Source organism: Bradyrhizobium sp. 27S5 (genome assembly GCF_037217225.1).
Taxonomy (GTDB): Bacteria; Pseudomonadota; Alphaproteobacteria; order Rhizobiales; family Xanthobacteraceae; genus Bradyrhizobium; species Bradyrhizobium septentrionale.
This window is the reverse complement of the sequence record NZ_CP147714.1, coordinates 3540916-3558857: the sequence shown is the minus strand read 5'-3', so window position 1 is coordinate 3558857 and position 17942 is coordinate 3540916. Positions and strand designations below refer to the sequence as shown.

The following is a 17942-nucleotide window of genomic DNA, read 5'->3' as shown; positions in this document are numbered from 1 at the left end:
CCAAAATCACGCCAACGCCCTCATGGTTAATCATTATTAAGCATTTGGGCGTATCGGAAGGGCCAGCGGATTCCCCGCCATTTCATTGGTGCGCCATGCGGCCCATTTCAGCATTGATTGCCTGCACGTTCTTCCTTGTCTCCTCGGCCGCATTGGCCGACAGCCGCGTCTTCATCATCGCCAACCAGGCCGACGGCTACGGCATCGACCAATGCCTGGCCCGCGGCGACCGCTGCGGCGCGTCCGCCGCCCGCGCCTATTGCCAGTCACGCGATTTTGCGCAGGCCACCAATTACCGCCGCGTCGATCCGGACGAGATCACCGGCGCAGTTCCGCACGCTGCGAACGAGAAATGCTCGGGCAACGTCTGCGGCGAATACGTCGCCATCACCTGTCAGCGCTGAGGCCGCGGCAAGCCGCTGGTCAAGCGGGGTTATTGCCACACCGGCGCCCCGGAAACGACGTGACGCTGCCCCGAGAAACGGCTATTGCAGGCGGCTTGGCCGCGCGCTTTGGCGTTGATCGCCGCGCGGCGTCGTTTTAATGGCCGGATATGCCCAATAGCCCCTGTTCTCGCTTCTCCCGCTGGCTTCTGACCGGCGCCGTGCTGGCCGGCATCGCCCTGCCCGCCACGGGCGCATTCGCGCAGGTGCCCCCGGGCCCGCCGGCCCGGCCCCTCAGGGCGCGCAGGCAAATCCGCAGGCGAATCCGATGTGCGGACGGCTCGAAGGCCAGCTGGCGGCGATTGATCGTGGCGGCGGCACCGGCGATCCGGCCAAGGACGAGCAAATCCGCCGCTATCAGGATGCGGCCACAAGGCAGCAGGGCGAGCTCGATCGGGTGACGGCGCAGGCTCGGCGGATGGGCTGCGACAGTTCCGGCTTCTTTTCGCTGTTCAATAACAACTCGGCGCAGTGCGGTCCGGTCAACACCCAGATCCAGCAGATGCGCGCCAATCTCGACCAGATCACTACGAATCTGGAGCGGCTGCGCTCCGGCGGACTCGGCGGCGCCGACCGCGAGAACCAGCGCCGCTCGGTCTTGACCGCGCTCGCGCAGAACAATTGCGGCCCGCAATACGCCGCGGCTGCGCGCGGCCCCGGCAATTTCATCGAGAACCTGTTCGGCGGCGGCCAAAACAATCCCAATCCGCTGCCCCCGCCCGACGCGCAATATGGCGCACAGTCCGGCACCTTCCGCACCGTCTGCGTCCGCACCTGCGACGGCGCCTATTTCCCGATCTCGTTCGCGACCTCGCAGGCACGCTTCGCCGCCGACGAGCAAATCTGCAAGGCGCAGTGCCCCGCCGCGGAAGCCAGCCTGTTCACCTACCGGAATCCCGGCGAGGACATCAACCAGGCGGTCTCGATCAACGGCCAGTCCTACTCGTCGCTGCCGAACGCCTTCAAGTACCGCACCGAGTTCAACCCGTCCTGCTCCTGCAAGCCGGCCGGCCAGAGCTGGGCGGAGGCGCTGAAGGCCGTCGACGACAAGGCATCCGCCGAGCAGCAGGGTGACATCATCGTCACCGAGGAGAGCGCGCGGAAGATGCAGCAGCGGGCTCAGACCAAGGCCGCCGCCGGCAAGAAGGGCGCGCCGGCCGCGGCAGCGCCGCAGCAACCCGCCGCCGCTGACGCCACGGCGCCGGCCGCGCCCGCAAGCGACGGCCAGATCCGCACCGTCGGACCGACCTTCATTCCGCAGAAGAAGCAGTAACGCTTATCCCTTTTTGTTTGAGCATGATCTCGCGGAAAACCGGTCCCCACTTTTCCGGATCATGCTCTATCCCTCGAACGCTTCGGCCGACGCGCGCGAGGTGCGGGTCACCAGCTTGTCGTCGGGCTCCGGCAATGCCTGGCCGAAATCGCGGAAGCGGTTGGTGATGGGATAGCGGCGGTCGCGGCCGAAATTCTTGCGCGTTACCTTCACTCCAGGCGCGGCCTGCCGCCGCTTGTATTCGGCGATGTTGAGCAGGCGATCGATGCGGGTCACCACGTCGCGATCGAAGCCGGCGGCGATGATGGTCGCAAGCGGCTCCTCGCGCTCCACCAGCCGCTCGAGGATCGCATCCAGCACGTCGTAGGGCGGCAGCGAATCCTGGTCGGTCTGGTTCTCGCGCAATTCAGCGGTCGGCGGCCGGATGATGATGTTGACCGGGATCACCTCGCCCGACGGTCCCAGTGCGCCGTCCGGCTTCCAGGCATTGCGCAGGCTCGACAGGCGGAACACCTCGGTCTTGTAGATGTCCTTGATCGGGTTGAAGCCGCCGTTCATGTCGCCGTACAGCGTGGCGTAGCCGACCGACATCTCCGACTTGTTGCCTGTCGTCACCACCATGGCGCCGGTCTTGTTGGAGATCGCCATCAACAGCGTGCCGCGGGCCCGCGCCTGCAGATTCTCCTCGGTGATGTCGCGCTCCAGCCCCTTGAATACCGGCGCGAGAATCGCCTCGAACCCGTTCACGGCATCGGCGATCGGCAGCACCTCGTAGCGGATGCCGAGCGCGGTCGCGAGCTTGGCGGCATCGTCGAGCGAGACCTGCGCGGTGTAGCGGAACGGCAGCATCACGCCGCGCACCTTGTCGGCGCCGAGCGCATCGACCGCGATCGCCGCGCACAGCGCCGAGTCGATGCCGCCGGAGACGCCGAGCAGCACGCCAGGAAAGCCGTTCTTGCGGACATAGTCGCGCAGCCCGAGCACGCAGGCCGCATAATCCGCCTTGTCGCCCTCGAGCTGCGGCGTGATCGGCCCGTTGCAGCGCCAGCCGTCCGCCGTCTTGCGCCAGATCAGCGTCGTGATGTTCTCCTCGAACGCCGGCAGCTGTGCTGCCACCGAAAGATCGGCATTCAGCGCGAACGAGGCGCCGTCGAAGATCAATTCGTCCTGGCCGCCCATCTCGTTGAGATAGATCAGCGGCAGCCCGCTCTCGGTGACGCGCGCCACCACGATCGAGAGCCGCAGATCAGTCTTGTCGCGGGCATAGGGCGAGCCGTTCGGCACGATCAGGATCTCGGCGCCGGTTTCGGCCAGGCACTCGACGACGTTCTCGTATTCCTCCGACTCCTCGAGCCAGATGTCCTCGCAGATCGGCACGCCAATGCGCACGCCGCGCACCGTCACCGGGCCCGATGCCGGGCCGCGCGCGAACAGCCGCTTCTCGTCGAACACGCCGTAATTCGGCAGGTTGGCCTTGAAGCGCAGCGCGGCGATGCGGCCCTCGTCGAGCAGCGCGCAGGCATTGTAGAGCTTGCCATCCTCGACCCAGGGCGTCCCGATCAGCATGGCTGGGCCGCCATCTTTGGTCTCGCGCGCCAGTTCCTCGATCGCGGCGCGGCAGGCCGACTGGAACGCCGGCTTGAGCACCAGATCCTCCGGCGGATAGCCGGCGACGAACAGCTCCGACAACACCACGAGGTCGGCGCCGTCTGCCTTCGCCTTCTCGCGCGCGGCGCGCGCCTTCGCGGCGTTGCCGGTGACGTCACCGACCGTCGGATTGAGTTGCGCCAGGGTGATCTTGATCTGTTGTTCGCTCATACGCTCATGTTGTCCCGCACAAGGGCAAACTTCAATGGTCGTCCGGTCATGGTGCGATTGCAGAAATCGCACCATGACGGGGGCCAATCAGGGCGCAAGCTCTGCCCTGACCTCGCCGAGCAGCGCCATGCCGCCCAACCGGCCCAATTCGTCCGAACATTTCGCGCTCTTGCCGTAGCAGCAGAATGCGACCGTCACCCGCTCGGAAAGTGGTCCGATGCAGGGCAAGCCCGTGTCGCCAAAGGTGGTCATGCACGGCACCACGCGGCGCTCCTCGAACCTGAGGTCGCTGATACGGGCAAGGATCTGCCCTTGCAGGTGATCAGCAACGTCAACCGATCCGCCCGATCGGAACCAGTCCTTGATGTCAGCCTCGCTGTCGAGCGCAATGTCGACCGGATCACCGCCGAGCTTCAGCCAGGTCTGGCCGTCCGGATAGCGGATCGGCGGCAGGATATAGGGATTGTCGCCCTTGGGCCCCAGACAGCGCATCGACGGCATTCCGGCCAGGCGCTGAACCTCCGCCGCACCAAGCCGAAACAGCGCCGCGGTGCGCGCATAGACCGTGAAGCCCAGGGAGCGGCCGAGCAGCGACTCTGTATGCCCGCCTGTCGCGACGAGAACGCGCTCGGCCTCCACACTGCCCGATCGCGTCCGGATCGTCACGCCGGAGCCGTTCTCCGAAATCCCCAGCGCAGCTTCGTCGATGATCCCTACGCCCGCCCGCTCCGCCGCGATCGTCTGCGCGCGGACCAGGCGGCGCGGTGAGATGTATCCGGCATTGCGCGGCTCGAAAAAGCCCTGCATTCCCGCGGTTGATTTGAGATACGGAAATCGCTCGGCTAGCCCCGCATCACGAAATTCTTCGCAAGCGATCCCGTCTTCGGCGCAGATCGTGCCGACCGAAGCGACATCGGTGGTTTCGCTGTTGCCGACGTGAAGCGCACCGGCTTCGCGGTAGAATTCCACACCGCTTTCCGCCGAGATCTCGCCGTAGCGCGAAATCGCAGCGCGGTTCGCCTGTCGCCAGAACGCCCCCGGATCGTAGGTCCGCGTGATGCGGCCCTCATCATAGTGGCTGCCGAAGACGCCGCTGTGCTGCGAAAAATCGGCCGGCTCATCGGGCCCGATCAGTGCAACGTCGTGGCCCATTTTGGCCAGATGTCGCGCAGCCGCCGATCCGATCAGACCGCGTCCGATCACCGCAAGCTTGATCGCCTTGTTGGCGCTCACGATGACCTCCTACGCCTTGCCGTTCCGGATCATGGTCAGACTCAGAACGCCCCCATGCGCTCGGCGAGAGCGAACAGCCAGAACACCCCGGCCATCACCAGCGCGACGCCGACCGCGGCCGAGCCCATGTCCTTGACCCGGCCGATCTGCGGATCGTGATCCATGGTCAGGCGGTCGGAGAGCTTCTCGATCGCGGTGTTGAGCAGCTCGATCACCAGCACCAGCACCACCGTCGCGACCAGCTCGACCCGGCGCATCACGGTGGCGCCGACCAGCCAGGCCAGCGGCAGCGACAGCACGAGCGCCACCACCTCCTCGCGAATCGCCTGCTCCGAGCGAATGGCGAACGCCAGCCCGTTGCGCGAGTTGATGGTGGCCCGCCAGAACCTCAGCAAGTCACTGTCCCCAAGTCACCTGCCCCAAATCACAACCCCGCAGCGGCCGGCATCGGTTTGACCTTGCCGACACGCTCCTGCTTCAGCAGTTCGGCGATCAGGAAGGCCATATCGATCGACTGTTCGGCGTTGAGACGGGGATCGCAGACCGTGTGGTAGCGGTCGTTGAGATCCTCATCGGTGATGGCGCGCGCGCCGCCGATGCATTCGGTGACGTCCTGCCCGGTCATCTCCAGATGCACGCCGCCGGCATGGGTGCCTTCAGCGGCATGGGCCTGGAAGAACGACTTCACCTCCGACAGCACGCGGTCGAACGGCCGGGTCTTGTAGCCCGAGGTCGAGGTGATGGTGTTGCCGTGCATCGGATCGCACGACCACACCACGACGCGCCCTTCCCGCTGCACGGCGCGGATCAGGCCCGGCAGATGGTCGCCGACCTTGTCGGCGCCGAAGCGGTTGATCAGCGTCAGCCGTCCCGGCTCGTTGTCGGGGTTGAGGATGTCGATCAGCTTCAACAGCTCGTCCGGCTTCAGCGACGGGCCGCATTTCAGGCCGATCGGGTTCCTGATGCCGCGGAAATATTCGACATGGCCGTGATCGAGCTGACGGGTGCGGTCGCCGATCCAGATCATGTGGCCGGAGGTCGCGTACCAGTCGCCGGTGGTGGAATCGACCCGCGTCATCGCCTGCTCGTAGCCGAGCAAGAGCGCTTCATGGCTGGTGTAGAAATCGGTGGCGCGCAGCTCGGGATGGCTCTCGAGATCGAGGCCGCAGGCGCGCATGAAATTCAGCGCATCCGAGATGCGGTCGGCCAGCTCCTTGTAGCGGCGGGACTGCGGCGAATCCTTCAGGAAGCCGAGCATCCATTGATGCACGCTGCCGAGATTGGCGAAGCCGCCGGTGGCGAAGGCGCGCAGCAGGTTCAGCGTCGCCGCCGACTGCCGGTAGGCCATCAGCTGGCGCTGCGGATCGGGAATCCGCGCTTCCGGCGTGAAGGCGATATCGTTGACGATGTCGCCGCGATAGCTCGGCAGCTCGACGTCGCCCTGCTTCTCGGTCGGCGACGAGCGCGGCTTTGCGAACTGGCCGGCGATGCGGCCGACCTTCACCACCGGCAGCGCGCCGGCATAGGTCAGCACGACCGCCATCTGCAGCAGGACGCGGAAGAAGTCGCGGATGTTGTTGGCGCCGTGCTCGGCAAAGCTCTCGGCGCAATCGCCGCCCTGCAGCAGGAAGGCCTCGCCGGCGGCGACCCGCCCCAGCGCCTTTTTCAGGCTGCGCGCCTCGCCGGCGAACACCAGCGGCGGAAAGGTCGCGAGCTGGGCCTCGACATCGGCCAATGCCTTGGCATCGGGATAATCGGGCACCTGCAGCACCTTCTTGGCGCGCCAGCTATCGGGTGTCCACCGCTCGGACATGAGGTCAACTCCTGAGCAAAAACCGCGACTTAATCGACGGGAAAGCCCGGCTTATACACAGCCGCCCGGTCCCCCGCTAGAAGGATTCCTGCAATCCCGTCAAACTCTTGCAGGAAAATGCGGATTCGCCTTTGCTGGACCATACCATGAATGCCAGGGAAATCGCCGTGGCCTCCGCCACGCTGGACGACGTTTTTAGCGACGACATCGTCGTACCGGCCGCGGACGGCTATCTGCTCGCCGCGACGCTGTTCCTGCCGCGCGGCGCCAAGCGCCACGCCGTGCTGATCAATTCGGCGACCGCCGTGTCCCGAAAAGTCTATCGCGGCTTTGCCGGCTATCTCGCCCGCCGCGGCGCGGCGGTGCTGACCTACGACTACCGCGGCACCGGCGATAGCAGGCCGATGGCCGCGACCGGCCTCAACAAGCCGAAGTCGCTCGCCGGCTTCAAGGCCACGATGGCGGACTGGGCCGCGCTCGATGCCACCGCCGCCGTGAGCTGGATGCGCGAGCGCTACCGCGGCCTGCCCTTCGCCTATGTCGGCCACTCCTTCGGCGGCCAGGCGCTCGGCCTGTTGCCGAACAACGCCGAGATCCCGCGCGCGCTCTTGATCGCCTCGCAGGCCGCCACCTGGAAGCTGATAGCCTCGCCCGAGCGCTACCGCGTCGTCGCCTTCATGAACGGCGTCGGCCTGCCGCTGGCGCGCACGCTCGGCTACCTGCCAGGCTGGGCCGGGCTCGGCATGGACCTGCCGAGGGGCGTGTTCGAGCAATGGACGCGCTGGGCGATGCGCAAGCGCTACCTGCTCGACGACACGACGCTGGCCGCGCGGGAGAATTTTACAAAGTTCAAGGGCAAGCTCCGCGCCATCAGCATCACCGACGACACCTGGGCGACACGGCCTGCGGTCGAGCTGCTGTGCTCCGCGTTCACCTCGACCACACCGGAGATCATCTCGATCCGCCCCGCGGATGCCGGCGCGAAGACGATCGGCCATTTCGGCTTCTTCCGCAGCGAACACCGCGACGCGCTGTGGCGCGGCGCCGCGGAGTGGCTTGAGGCGGAGGGGTAGGCTTAGATTTCCCCGGCCGTCGTCCTGGCGAAAGCCAGGACCCATAACCACCGCATTTGTTTGTGAACGGGATCGCGGCCCCAGCGTCGCGCAACAACGAGCACTTGGGGTAATGGGTCCTGGCCTTCGCCAGGACGACGATGCGGATGGTTCTCGCGCGATCGTTTGTAGCGTCGTTCGCAGCGTCATTGGCGCACCCCACCTCCGGTGTCATCGCCCGGCTTGACCGGGCGATCCAGTATTCCAGAGACAGTCGTCGTTGAACCGATGGACCGCGGCGTCATTGCTTCGCTCGCATGACGGCTATCGATCCCGTCATCCTGAGGTGCGAGCGGAGCGAGCCTCGAAGGATGCACGGCCCGGCCGGTGGCCGTCGATCCTTCGAGGCTCGCCGAAGAGGCTCGCACCTCAGGATGACGGGGATAGATCTGCGCGCGCACCCACGTTCTCGCGACATGAATCGTCCGAGCTTTGCTCTTCGTTCCACCCTCTCCTCAAGCAGAGGGCGCAGGGAAAGCCGGGTGCCGATCGCACCCATGGGTCCCGTGCAGCGAAAGCACGGGAGGTAGGACCACAGGTGTAACCGGAAACATCCCGGCTTTCCCTGCGCGATGGGTTACGGCTTATACGTGCTCTCCCCGGTGAGACTGGGCTTGCTTGTCACCGCCGTCGCAAAACGCTTTCGCATCCTGCGACGAGACACCTGCCACTAGGGCGTCAGGACCACACGATTTCGCCGTCCGCCTGACAAGCATTTCGTCTCTCGCATGCTCGGCGTCCACCGCATCCCACCGCAACACTCGTGACGACCGCGACGTGCCCCTCAATCGGGTGAGACGGCCAGATTGAACATCTGAGTTGGGTCAAACGCCAAGCGGAATATTTTCCGCCGAGGGACTGGACAGGGTCGATCGCGTTGATTGGACTTATGAATTTCGCGCTTTGGCGCAGAGCGACGCCCGTTGAACAAGTTCTCTCAACACTGAAACCCGCACTCACCTCGCTACGTAGCTATCGTCACTCGGCGGATCGAACATGGGCGCTTACTTGACGGCTCCAGCGCTGTCCGTCCCGGTCAAGTGCTGGAGCCCTTTTTTCGTCGCCGTGAACTGAAGGCATCAGAGCAGCTTGCGCGGCGCAGCCGTCGCCGCGTTGCCCGTGTTCGGTGTCCCCGTCGGCTCGATCAGCAGCAGATGCACCTCTTCCCTTGCAACGGGCCGATGCTCGACGCCCTTCGGCACGATGTACATCTGGCCCTCCCTCAGCGTCACGGTGCGGTCGCGCAGCTCGATGTCGAGCACGCCTTTCAGCACAAGGAAGAAGTCGTCGGTGTCGTCGTGCTTGTGCCAGACGAACTCACCCTGCACCTTCACGACCATGACGTCGCAGGCGTTGAATTGTGCGACGGTGCGCGGCGACCAGTGATCGGTGAAGGTCGACAGCTTTTGTGAAAGATCGATCGCGTCGCTCATGGATGCCTCCTGGCCCGCCAGATTGAAGGCGATAAACGGCAGCCTGAAGGCGACAAATGAAAGAGGCCGCTTACTCCTGCGGCCTCTTTGATTACTTGTCTGTTGCGCTCGGCGGCTTCTGTCCCTGCCCTTGTCCTGTCGTGGCGGGCGAACCCTGGCTGCTGCCAGCAGCGCTCGAATTCTTGCTCGAACTCGCGCTGCCGCTGGAGCTTGCGCTGCCGCTGGAGCTCGCGCTGCCACCGGAGCTTGCGCTGCCGCTGGAGCTTGCTTGCGCGAAGGCAAGGGATGTCGAGGCGACGAGAACTGAAAGAGCTAAAGCAATCGGCCGGATCATTGGTTTCCTCCGTCGTATGGGACACCGATGTCAATGTCCGCGGCAGAGAGACGTTCCAAGCGCCGGTGGGTTGCGTCGCCGGCTTCGAGGTGATCTCGAAGCATATCGCCGGGGAGCAAGACGCGATCGCCGCGCCCGATGGACGCGGCGATCGCATGCCGTTGATTGCGTCGAGCTCGATCCGGCGCTCTACTGGACTGACGTCGGCTTGTGATGGCCGTTCATTCCGCAGGGCGTCTCGCCGTTGGCGGCCTTGCGCGCGAGCAACTCCTTTTCGGCCTTATACCAGAGCTGATCCATATTGCCGTGCGGTTCGCCGGCGTCCTTCCACAGTTCGTAGGCTCGGGTCCTGATCTCCTGCTCGGTGGGACCTGTCATGAGCGGCTCCCTGAATCGCGAATATCAAATCGTTTGAATGGGGAACTTCCAGTTCGGCGCAATGTTCCAAAACGCGCGCGATATGGTGCGCCGCCGCAGTCTGCGACGCGGCGCGGCCCGGAGCAATCAGATTGTGTGGCGCCGGGCGCCGGGCGCACCATTACCCACCGCGCGCCGGGGGCGTGCGGGTAGCCCCCTACTCCGGCGCCTGGCGCAGTCCGCTCAGCGCAGGTTCGCGCTGAAGAAATCGCGCGCAAGGCTGATGGTCTCGGCATGGACCGCGTCGCGATCGGTGCCATCGGGATCGCGGCATACGGCCCCCCCGATGACCAGGCGCCCTATCGCGGTACAGGTCCCGAAGAAGACAAAGTGGCCCGCGTGCGGAAACAGCTTCAGCGTCGCATGGGGGACAGCCTTGCCGAGCGCCTCGGCGCCTGAGGCCGTCGGCGTGATCTCGTCGGCGCTTCCCGCGACGATCGCGATCGGGATCGATATGGCGGCAAGGCTCTCCGGCGTGAAGGCTGGCACTGGCCCCGGCGCCATCGCAAACACGGCGCGAACGCGCTCGTCGCGATAGGAATGGCCGGCCAGACTATAGCGCTGCCGGAAATCAGGATCCGCCGTCAAGCGCAACTGGCTCTTCTGGCGCAGCTCTGTCGCGCCTGACTGCGACGTGCACAGCGCATCGGCGGCGGGCGAGCGGCAGAATGCCGGAGTCCGTTCCGGATCGGTGATGCCGCCGGCGATAGCGATCACGGTGTAGCCGCCATACGAATGGCCGGCGGCGCCGATCCGCGCCGGGTCGATCCGGTCGCCGAACGTGCTGTCGGCGCGCATGGCGTCGATCAGCGCGCTGAGATCGACCGCGCGCAGCCACGTCAGCGTATAACCGTCGACCGTCGTGCGCTCGGATCCGTTGTTGCCGGGGTGGTTGACCGCAACGGCGATGAATCCGTGCGCCGCAAGCCCCGCGCCGAGCCAGGCGAGATTGGACGCCGAGCCACCAAAACCGTGGGACAGCAGGATCAGCGGGTGGCGGAGCCCCGCCGCCGGCGCCGCATCAGGCGCGGCGATGCCGGTGCTGATGAACGGGACGATGCGCGGCCCGATCCATTGCGGTTGCTCGCGCGCATCTGCCGCGGCCGGGTACCAGATGGTGGCGCGGAGCGCATGCATGCTGGCGCCGCGCCAATCGTAAGGCTCGGCCGGAGTGAAATCGCGCGTGGTGACGCCGACCTTGAATACGGCATCCTCGGCCCACGCGAGGCCCGGTGCTGCGACGAGGATCAGCCACAGCACCAGAAACCTCATCGGGGCTTCCCTCTGATGCGCGAGAAATCTCGCGACGGCAGCCCTACTCCGCCGCCTGGCGGACGTGGCGCGCGGTTGGGGTGCGCATCGTCACCAGCTCTTCGGACGCGGTCGGATGCAGCGCAACGGTGGCGTCGAAATCGGCCTTGGTCGCCTTCATCTTCACGGCGATCGCGACCGCCTGCGTGATCTCGGCGGCGCAGTCGCCGACGATGTGGCAGCCGAGCACGCGGTCGCTCACACCGTCGACCACGAGCTTCATCAGCACCCGGGTGTCGCGGCCGGACATCGTCGCCTTGATCGGGCGGAAATCCGTCTTGTAGATGTCGACGTGGGAAAACTGCGCCCGCGCCTCTTCTTCCGTGAGGCCGACGGTGCCGACCTCGGGCTGCGAGAACACCGCGGTCGGGATCGTCGCGTGGTCGACCGCGACCTGCCGCTTGCCGAACACGGTGTCGGCGAAGGCATGGCCCTCGCGGATCGCGACCGGGGTCAGATTGGTGCGGTGGGTGACGTCGCCGACCGCATAGATGTTGTCGACCGAGGTCTTCGACCAGGCATCGACCTGAATGCCGCCATTGGCGGGATTGATGGCGACGCCGGCGGCCTCGAGCCCGAGACCCCCGACATTGGGATGCCGGCCGATCGCGAACATCACCTGGTCGGAGGCGATGCTCGAACCACTTGACAGATGCGTGGTGACGTCACGGCCGTGCTTGTCGACCTTCGCCACCGTGCAGCCGGTGATGATGGTGATGCCCTTCTTCTCCATCTCGGCGCGCACATGCTTGCGCACGTCCTCGTCGAAGCCGCGCAGGATGTTGTCGCCGCGGTAAATCACGGTCACATCGGAGCCGTAGCCATTGAAGATACCGGCGAACTCCAGCGCGATGTAGCCGCCGCCCTGGATCACGATCCGCTTCGGCAGCTCTTTGAGGTGGAACGCCTCGTTGGAGGAGATCACGTGCTCGATACCGGGCACGGCCGGCCCGTGATTGGGCGCGCCGCCGGTCGCGATCAGGATGTATTTCGCGGTCACCTTCTCGCCGGTGGCGAGGCGGAGCGTGTGGGCATCCTCCAGCACCGCGCGGGTCTTCACAATTTTGGCGCCGGACTTCTCGACATTGGTGGTGTAGGCGGCCTCGAGCCGGGCGATCTCCTTGTCCTTGTTGGCGACGAGCGTGGCCCAGTCGAACGAGACCTGGCCGATGCGCCAGCCGAAGCCGGCGGCGTCCTCGATCTCGTCGTGGACGTGGCTGCCGATCACGAATAGCTTCTTGGGCACGCAGCCGCGGATCACGCAGGTGCCGCCCATCCGGTACTCTTCGGCGACCATGACCCTGGCGCCATAATTGGCGGCGATGCGCGCGGCACGAACCCCGCCCGAACCGCCACCGATGACAAACAGGTCGACGTCAAACTCGGCCATGGCAACCCTCTCTCACTACGCCTCGCCCTGCGCTGTCCTCATCACTCGTCATGCCCGGGCTTGTCCCGGGCATCCACGTCTTGGTTTCCGCAGCAAGAAAGACGTGGATGGCCGGGACAAGCCCGGCCATGACGGATGCGGAAACGTCAGCGCTAAGCTCCTAAGCAGCGCGCTTAGATATCCTTGCCGCGCTTCTTCATCTCGGCCTTGAACTGGGCGTTGACCTGCACGCCGAACTGCTGCGCCCACTGCTGCATATATTGGAGGGAGTCGTTGATTGCCTTGGGCTCCGAGGTCAAAAGTTTCTGACCGAGGGGCGTCTTGTAGAACGTCACGAGGTCCTTCAGCTCCTGCTCGGTGAACTCGGCGGCGTAGATCTGCGCCATGCCGTCGCCGATCTCCTTCTCGCGGCCGGCGTAGGCCTTGGCGACGATCACCGCGACCTCGTCGAGATCCTTCTGGTAGTTCAGGTACTGCTGCAGCAGACCGGTCTTGGTCTTCTCGATGATGCCGGGAACGGCGCCGGCATACATCACCTGCACGTTCTTCATCGTCAGGATTTCCTTGGCGTACCCAATCGCCGCGGGGGTCGACTGCTTGACGCTGGGCGCAGCGGGCGGCTGCTGCGCCATTGCCGGCGCGGCCGCGAACGCGAGGCCGGCCGACAGGGCCACAGCCGACAAAAGTCCCGAAAAACGCTTCATTCCAAGTCTCCTTGCTTGCGGCGTCATCGCCGTTCAACAACCCGAATTCCCTGTGCGCCGGCCAGAACGGCGACGCTGCCAAGCCCGATGAACAGGCCATGTTCGACCACGCCCGGAATTACGCTGAGCAGACCGGCCAGACGCGGCGGGTCGCCGATCCGGCCGAGATGGGCATCGATGATCCAGTGGCCGCCATCGGTGACAAAAGCGTGACCGTCCTTGCCCTTGCGGATGACCATTTGGCCGGACACGCCGGCCTCTGCGAACGCCCGCGTCATCGCGGCCTGGGTCGCGGCCAGTCCGAACGGGATCACCTCGACCGGCAGCGGAAAGCGGCCGAGCACGTCGACCCATTTGCTGTCGTCCGCGATCACGATCATGCGATCACTGGCGGCCGCCACGATCTTCTCGCGCAACAGCGCGCCGCCGCCGCCCTTGATCAGATTGAGCGCGGGGTCGATCTCGTCGGCGCCGTCGATGGTGAGGTCGAGATGGTCGATCTCATCCAGCGTGGTCAGCGGCACGCCGCAACGGATCGCATCCGCGCGGGTCGCTTCCGAGGTCGGCACGCCGATCACCTTCATGCCGGCGCGGACCTTGTCGCCGAGCAGCTCGACGAAATGCTTGGCGGTCGAGCCGGTGCCGAGCCCGAGCTTCATGCCGTCGCGCACCTCTTCTAGCGCGCGCGCCGCCGCCTGGCGTTTCAGTGCGTCCATGTCCACGTGCCGCTAGCCCCCGGTTTCGCCGTCCCGGACACGCCAATGGGCGGCCCGGCGCGCGCATATCTAGCCTCGATTCACGGGCAGGAATAGCGGCATCCGGGCCCGTCTTCAGGCCGAAACGGCATCCATCGCGGCTAAAATCACCGAAAAACGCTCTTCGACCTCGGCCCGCATCCCGGGATGTGTGAAAACATAGAACTGATCGTCGTGAATCGCGTTCACGACGCGGTCCGCAACCGACGCCGGATCGAGACCGGCTTCCAGGCGACGCGCGATCTCGGCGATGATCGCGGCCGCAGGGCTGTCCGGAGCGAACTGGCGGGACGGGCCGTACTGCTCGGGGCGGTTGCGCCCGCTCTCGCCGATCCGGGTCCGCACATAGCTCGGACAGAGCACGCTGACGCCGATCCCGAGCGGCTTCAGTTGCGCCGCGAGCCCCTCCGACATGCTGACGACGGCGAACTTGGTCGCCGAATAGGGGCTGAGACCGAGCCCGGCATTCATCCCGGCCATCGATGCGGTGTTGACGATATGGCCGCCTTCGCCGTGCCTGCGGATATGCGGCAGGAAGCTCCTCAAGCCGTGCACGACGCCCATCAGGTTGACGTCGATCACCCAGCGCCAGTCGTCGAGCGAGATCGGGTCGATGCCGCCGCCGCCCGCGACGCCGGCATTGTTGCAGAGGACGTGAACGTTGCCGAAGGCGAGGAATGAAGCCTGCGCCGCACCCTGGACGCTGTCGGGATCGGCGACATCGCAGACGACGCCATGAACGTCGGCGCCGGTGGCACGCAGCGCATCGACCGCCTTGTCCAGCGCGCCGGTTTCGATATCGGCCAGCATCACCTTCATGCCCTCGCGGGCGAAGGCGGTTGCCATGGCCAATCCTATGCCGCTGGCCGCCCCGGTGACAAAAGCGGCTTTTCCGGCAAGTTCCCGCATCGCGGCCTCCCCAATTTCATCACGCGCGCACATCTACTCTTGCATCGCGGCGCCGAGCCCGATAGCGAAAAGCGTGATGTCCGCCTCCTCTCCCCCCATCATCGTGTTCGATCTCGACGGCACGCTGGTCGACACCGCGCCTGATCTGATCAGCGCGCTGAACCATGTGCTCGCCCGCGAAGATTTGCCGCCGGTGCCGCTGGCTGCCGCCCGCAACATGATCGGCGCCGGCGCGCGCAAGCTGCTGGAACGCGGCCTCGAGGTGGACGGACGCGCGGTCAGCGTTGGCGAACTCGACCGTTTGACCAAGGTCTTCGTCGACTATTACGCCGAGCACATCGCCGACGGCTCGCGCCCGTTCGACGGGCTGGAGGCCGCGCTCGACCGGCTCGCGGCCAAGGGCCATCGCTTCGCGGTCTGCACCAACAAGCTGGAATGGCTGTCGAAGCTCTTGCTCGACCGGCTCGGCCTGACCTCGCGCTTTGCCGCGATCTGCGGCCAGGACACGTTTGGCGTCGCCAAGCCCGATCCGGCGTTCCTGCGCGAGACGGTGGCCCGCGCCGGCGGCCGGCTGCCCGGCGCCATCATGGTCGGCGATGCCGGCCCCGATGTCGGGGTTGCGCGGCGGGCCCAGGTCCCGGTGATCGGCGTCGATTTCGGCTATACCGACGTACCGATGACCGAGCTGAAGCCCGACCGGCTGATCAGCCATATGCGCGACCTGCCGGACGCCGTCGCCAGCCTCGGCGCAGCATAAATCTTCTGCAACGCATTGATATAACTTGGCAATATTTTGCCATGCGATATTGCTGTTAACCATCCTTTAACGAACAGACCTCCCCCGGTTGCGCCCCTGTTCCGACGCTCCTATGGTCGCGCCGGGGATTGTGGCTGATTGCCGCAGTAGAGTGTGGATCATGCGTCGTATCATCGTCATTGCGGCCGCCGGGCTGAGCCTGGCCGGCTGCTCCTCCTTCTCATTGGATTCGTTCAAGTCGGCGCCACCGCCGGTACCGGTGCAGCTGGATTCGAACCCGCAGGGCGCGGACGCCGTGACCTCGCTCGGTCCGGGCTGCAAGACGCCCTGCACCGTGTCGATCCCGGCGCCGGAGGCGAACTTCACGGTCACCTTCAACATGCCGAAGTTCCAGCCGGCGACGGTGCCGGTGACGGTGACCCGCACACCGGGCGACTTCACGAGCCCGGCCACCACCGCGCTCGATCCGAGCCCGGTGTTCGCCGAGCTGCAACCCGCCGGCCCGCCGCCGCGCGCGGCACGCAAGCCGATGCGGCCGAAAAAGAAGAAGCCGAAGCCGGCCGCCGCAGCTCCTGCTGCCGCTCCGGACGCGGCGTTCCCCGCTCCCGCCGCGGCGCCGCCGCCAGCTGCGGCTCCGAAAAGCTAGCGCGCAAGCGCGTCGAACATCGCAAACGATTGCACTGCACAAGAGCCCGGCCCAAAGCCGGGTTTTTGGTGTTTGTGGAGACACATCGGCGATTGCGATCATGCATCACGCGATATGGCTCGCCTATCGCGCGCAATCGGCGTTACATGTTGCGGATCATCCTTAGGGACGCATTGTGACAACGAGCCAACATGCATAGATTGTCAGTGCAGAGCCGATCACGGCGCGGCACGCAGGGAACAGGTCGCAAGACCTAGTTGAAGGCTTGGGTTGAATGAACGGATCCACGCAAGCGCATTCTGACTCGCTGTTTCGTCCGATGACCGATCCGTTCGGCCGGACGATCCGCTATCTGCGCGTCTCCGTCACCGACCGCTGCGACCTGCGCTGCTTCTACTGCATGTCGGAGGACATGACCTTCCTGCCGAAGGCCGATCTCCTGACGCTGGAAGAGCTCGACCGGCTCTGCTCGGCGTTCGTCGCCAAGGGAGTGCGCAAGATCCGCCTCACCGGCGGCGAGCCGCTGGTCCGCCGCAACGTGATGGGCCTGGTGCGATCGCTGTCGCGCCATCTGACAACGGGCGCGCTCGACGAATTGACGCTGACCACCAACGGCTCGCAGCTCGCCCGCTTCGCCCAGGAGCTGGCCGATTGCGGCGTGCGCCGCGTCAACGTCTCGCTCGACACGCTCGACCCCGTAAAATTCCGGGCCATCACCCGCTGGGGCGACATCGACAAGGTGCTGTCGGGCATCGAGGCGGCGCGATCGGCGGGGCTCGCGGTCAAGATCAACGCGGTCGCGCTGAAGAACATGAACGAGGACGAGATCCCCTCGCTGATGCAATGGGCGCACGGCAAGGCAATGGGCCTGACCTTGATCGAGGTGATGCCGATGGGCGACATCGGCGAAGGCCGCATCGATCAGTACGTGCCGCTGTCGCTGCTGCGCGCGCGGCTCGAGAAGCACTACACGCTGACCGATCTCGCCGACGACACCGGCGGCCCTGCCCGCTATGTCCGGGTCGCCGAGACCGGCGGCAAGCTCGGCTTCATCACGCCGATGACCCATAATTTCTGCGAATCCTGCAACCGGGTGCGGATCACGTGCACCGGCACGCTGCACACCTGCCTCGGCCACGAGGACGCCTCCGACCTGCGCCGGCCGCTGCGCGCCTCCGACGACAACGAGCTGCTGTCGGCGACGATCGACCGCGCCATCGGGCTGAAGCCGAAGGGGCACGATTTCATCATCGACCGCCGCCACAATCGTCCGAGCGTCAGCCGCCATATGAGCGTGACCGGCGGCTAGACTCGGCCCCCTCCCCGACGCCTGTCCTGTCCCCTGATTGCCAAGGCGGGACAACGATTTGCCCGCGCGTCAATTTGCCCATTTTCCGATTGACGGCGTTCCACGGCGCTGATTTGGTGCCTTAGCTTCCACGCTAGTCTGGCCAGGATAGGCCGCTGCCCCCGGCAGCCAAGAACGGCTGAAGCGGATTTCGGGGGAGGACGAACGTTTGCAACTGCTCCTGAAAGTGAGCCGTGGCTCCGTGCGCATGCGCGCGGCGGCCAGATGATGGTTGAGAACGTATTC

Annotated in this window: 18 protein-coding genes; 7 read left to right on the top strand and 11 right to left on the bottom strand. The window is 65.7% G+C overall.

Going from position 1 to position 17942, the window contains the following annotated elements; genetic code table 11:
- The first annotated feature begins 95 nt into the window (after positions 1-95).
- Together WDM24_RS16350 and WDM24_RS16345 are read left to right on the top strand one after the other, a co-directional pair.
- Positions 96-404, top strand: coding sequence for a hypothetical protein (locus WDM24_RS16350; protein WP_029078553.1), 309 nt, complete (start codon positions 96-98; stop codon positions 402-404).
- Positions 405-711: 307 nt separating this feature from the next.
- On the top strand, positions 712-1716 hold the full coding sequence (locus tag WDM24_RS16345; protein ID WP_414645730.1) for a DUF2865 domain-containing protein: 1005 nt from the start codon (positions 712-714) through the stop codon (positions 1714-1716).
- Positions 1717-1782: 66 nt separating this feature from the next.
- Here WDM24_RS16345 and WDM24_RS16340 read toward each other — a convergent pair whose 3' ends face one another.
- The 4 genes from WDM24_RS16340 to WDM24_RS16325 form a co-directional block, all read right to left on the bottom strand.
- Positions 1783-3534, bottom strand: a complete 1752-nt coding sequence (locus WDM24_RS16340) for an NAD+ synthase (protein WP_338699529.1) — start codon at positions 3532-3534, stop codon at positions 1783-1785.
- Between the two features lie 87 nt (positions 3535-3621).
- On the bottom strand, positions 3622-4767 hold the full coding sequence (locus WDM24_RS16335; RefSeq protein WP_338699527.1) for an NAD(P)/FAD-dependent oxidoreductase: 1146 nt from the start codon (positions 4765-4767) through the stop codon (positions 3622-3624).
- 41 nt (positions 4768-4808) lie between these two features.
- Entirely contained in the window at positions 4809-5162 is a 354-nt protein-coding gene (locus WDM24_RS16330; protein ID WP_165123196.1) for a diacylglycerol kinase, read from the bottom strand.
- A 29-nt stretch (positions 5163-5191) separates the two neighbouring features.
- Entirely contained in the window at positions 5192-6580 is a 1389-nt protein-coding gene (locus tag WDM24_RS16325) for a class II 3-deoxy-7-phosphoheptulonate synthase (RefSeq protein WP_338699522.1), read from the bottom strand.
- A gap of 146 nt (positions 6581-6726) precedes the next feature.
- Here WDM24_RS16325 and WDM24_RS16320 point away from each other — a divergent pair, with 146 nt between their 5' ends.
- A complete protein-coding gene (locus WDM24_RS16320) occupies positions 6727-7653 on the top strand; it encodes an alpha/beta fold hydrolase (RefSeq protein ID WP_338699520.1) in 927 nt (308 codons plus the stop codon).
- 1118 nt (positions 7654-8771) lie between these two features.
- Here the strand turns inward: WDM24_RS16320 and WDM24_RS16315 are convergent.
- Positions 8772-9125: a cupin domain-containing protein gene (locus WDM24_RS16315; RefSeq protein WP_166294656.1), complete on the bottom strand. Its 354-nt coding sequence runs from the start codon at positions 9123-9125 to the stop codon at positions 8772-8774.
- Between the two features lie 56 nt (positions 9126-9181).
- Here WDM24_RS16315 and WDM24_RS16310 point away from each other — a divergent pair, with 56 nt between their 5' ends.
- Positions 9182-9673 carry a hypothetical protein gene (locus tag WDM24_RS16310; RefSeq protein ID WP_338831816.1) on the top strand — a complete coding sequence of 164 codons (492 nt, stop codon included), beginning with the start codon at positions 9182-9184 and terminating at the stop codon, positions 9671-9673.
- On the opposite strand, the gene WDM24_RS16305 is transcribed toward WDM24_RS16310, so the two are convergent.
- The 6 genes from WDM24_RS16305 to WDM24_RS16280 all read right to left on the bottom strand — a co-directional run bounded on the left by WDM24_RS16305 (position 9649) and on the right by WDM24_RS16280 (position 14882).
- A complete protein-coding gene (locus WDM24_RS16305; protein ID WP_166294654.1) occupies positions 9649-9837 on the bottom strand; it encodes a DUF2934 domain-containing protein in 189 nt (62 codons plus the stop codon). The genes WDM24_RS16310 and WDM24_RS16305 overlap by 25 nt on opposite strands.
- A 222-nt stretch (positions 9838-10059) precedes the next feature.
- Positions 10060-11148, bottom strand: coding sequence for an alpha/beta hydrolase family protein (locus tag WDM24_RS16300; RefSeq protein WP_338699515.1), 1089 nt, complete (start codon positions 11146-11148; stop codon positions 10060-10062).
- A 43-nt stretch (positions 11149-11191) separates the two neighbouring features.
- The gene (gor, locus tag WDM24_RS16295; protein ID WP_338699513.1) at positions 11192-12577 is read right to left on the bottom strand and encodes a glutathione-disulfide reductase; all 1386 of its coding nucleotides are present in this window, start codon (positions 12575-12577) and stop codon (positions 11192-11194) included.
- A gap of 173 nt (positions 12578-12750) precedes the next feature.
- Positions 12751-13281 (bottom strand): DUF2059 domain-containing protein, encoded by a 531-nt coding sequence (locus tag WDM24_RS16290; RefSeq protein ID WP_338699511.1) that lies wholly within the window; start codon positions 13279-13281, stop codon positions 12751-12753.
- 23 nt (positions 13282-13304) lie between these two features.
- Positions 13305-14003: a ribose-5-phosphate isomerase RpiA gene (rpiA, locus tag WDM24_RS16285; protein WP_338699509.1), complete on the bottom strand. Its 699-nt coding sequence runs from the start codon at positions 14001-14003 to the stop codon at positions 13305-13307.
- Between the two features lie 108 nt (positions 14004-14111).
- On the bottom strand, positions 14112-14882 hold the full coding sequence (locus WDM24_RS16280) for an SDR family NAD(P)-dependent oxidoreductase (protein ID WP_338699507.1): 771 nt from the start codon (positions 14880-14882) through the stop codon (positions 14112-14114).
- 139 nt (positions 14883-15021) lie between these two features.
- On the opposite strand from WDM24_RS16280, the gene WDM24_RS16275 reads away from it, so the two are divergent.
- The 3 genes from WDM24_RS16275 (at position 15022) to moaA (ending at position 17657) form a co-directional block, all read left to right on the top strand.
- Positions 15022-15702, top strand: a complete 681-nt coding sequence (locus WDM24_RS16275; RefSeq protein ID WP_166294642.1) for an HAD hydrolase-like protein — start codon at positions 15022-15024, stop codon at positions 15700-15702.
- Positions 15703-15862: 160 nt separating this feature from the next.
- Positions 15863-16348, top strand: coding sequence for a hypothetical protein (locus WDM24_RS16270; RefSeq protein WP_338699504.1), 486 nt, complete (start codon positions 15863-15865; stop codon positions 16346-16348).
- A 274-nt stretch (positions 16349-16622) separates the two neighbouring features.
- Entirely contained in the window at positions 16623-17657 is a 1035-nt protein-coding gene (gene moaA, locus WDM24_RS16265; RefSeq protein ID WP_338699502.1) for a GTP 3',8-cyclase MoaA, read from the top strand.
- Positions 17658-17942 lie beyond the last annotated feature (285 nt).

Bases quoted from the DNA above. Each gene is read 5' to 3' on its own strand.
- WDM24_RS16350 (WP_029078553.1), top strand. From the start codon at position 96: ATGCGGCCCATTTCAGCATTGATTGCCTGCACGTTCTTCCTTGTCTCC.
- WDM24_RS16345 (WP_414645730.1), top strand. From the start codon at position 712: ATGTGCGGACGGCTCGAAGGCCAGCTGGCGGCGATTGATCGTGGCGGC.
- WDM24_RS16340 (WP_338699529.1), bottom strand. From the start codon at position 3,534: ATGAGCGAACAACAGATCAAGATCACCCTGGCGCAACTCAATCCGACG.
- WDM24_RS16325 (WP_338699522.1), bottom strand. From the start codon at position 6,580: ATGTCCGAGCGGTGGACACCCGATAGCTGGCGCGCCAAGAAGGTGCTG.
- WDM24_RS16320 (WP_338699520.1), top strand. From the start codon at position 6,727: ATGAATGCCAGGGAAATCGCCGTGGCCTCCGCCACGCTGGACGACGTT.
- WDM24_RS16315 (WP_166294656.1), bottom strand. From the start codon at position 9,125: ATGAGCGACGCGATCGATCTTTCACAAAAGCTGTCGACCTTCACCGAT.
- WDM24_RS16310 (WP_338831816.1), top strand. From the start codon at position 9,182: ATGAAAGAGGCCGCTTACTCCTGCGGCCTCTTTGATTACTTGTCTGTT.
- WDM24_RS16305 (WP_166294654.1), bottom strand. From the start codon at position 9,837: ATGACAGGTCCCACCGAGCAGGAGATCAGGACCCGAGCCTACGAACTG.
- WDM24_RS16300 (WP_338699515.1), bottom strand. From the start codon at position 11,148: ATGAGGTTTCTGGTGCTGTGGCTGATCCTCGTCGCAGCACCGGGCCTC.
- gor (WP_338699513.1), bottom strand. From the start codon at position 12,577: ATGGCCGAGTTTGACGTCGACCTGTTTGTCATCGGTGGCGGTTCGGGC.
- WDM24_RS16290 (WP_338699511.1), bottom strand. From the start codon at position 13,281: ATGAAGCGTTTTTCGGGACTTTTGTCGGCTGTGGCCCTGTCGGCCGGC.
- WDM24_RS16280 (WP_338699507.1), bottom strand. From the start codon at position 14,882: ATGGCAACCGCCTTCGCCCGCGAGGGCATGAAGGTGATGCTGGCCGAT.
- WDM24_RS16275 (WP_166294642.1), top strand. From the start codon at position 15,022: ATGTCCGCCTCCTCTCCCCCCATCATCGTGTTCGATCTCGACGGCACG.
- WDM24_RS16270 (WP_338699504.1), top strand. From the start codon at position 15,863: ATGCGTCGTATCATCGTCATTGCGGCCGCCGGGCTGAGCCTGGCCGGC.
- moaA (WP_338699502.1), top strand. From the start codon at position 16,623: ATGAACGGATCCACGCAAGCGCATTCTGACTCGCTGTTTCGTCCGATG.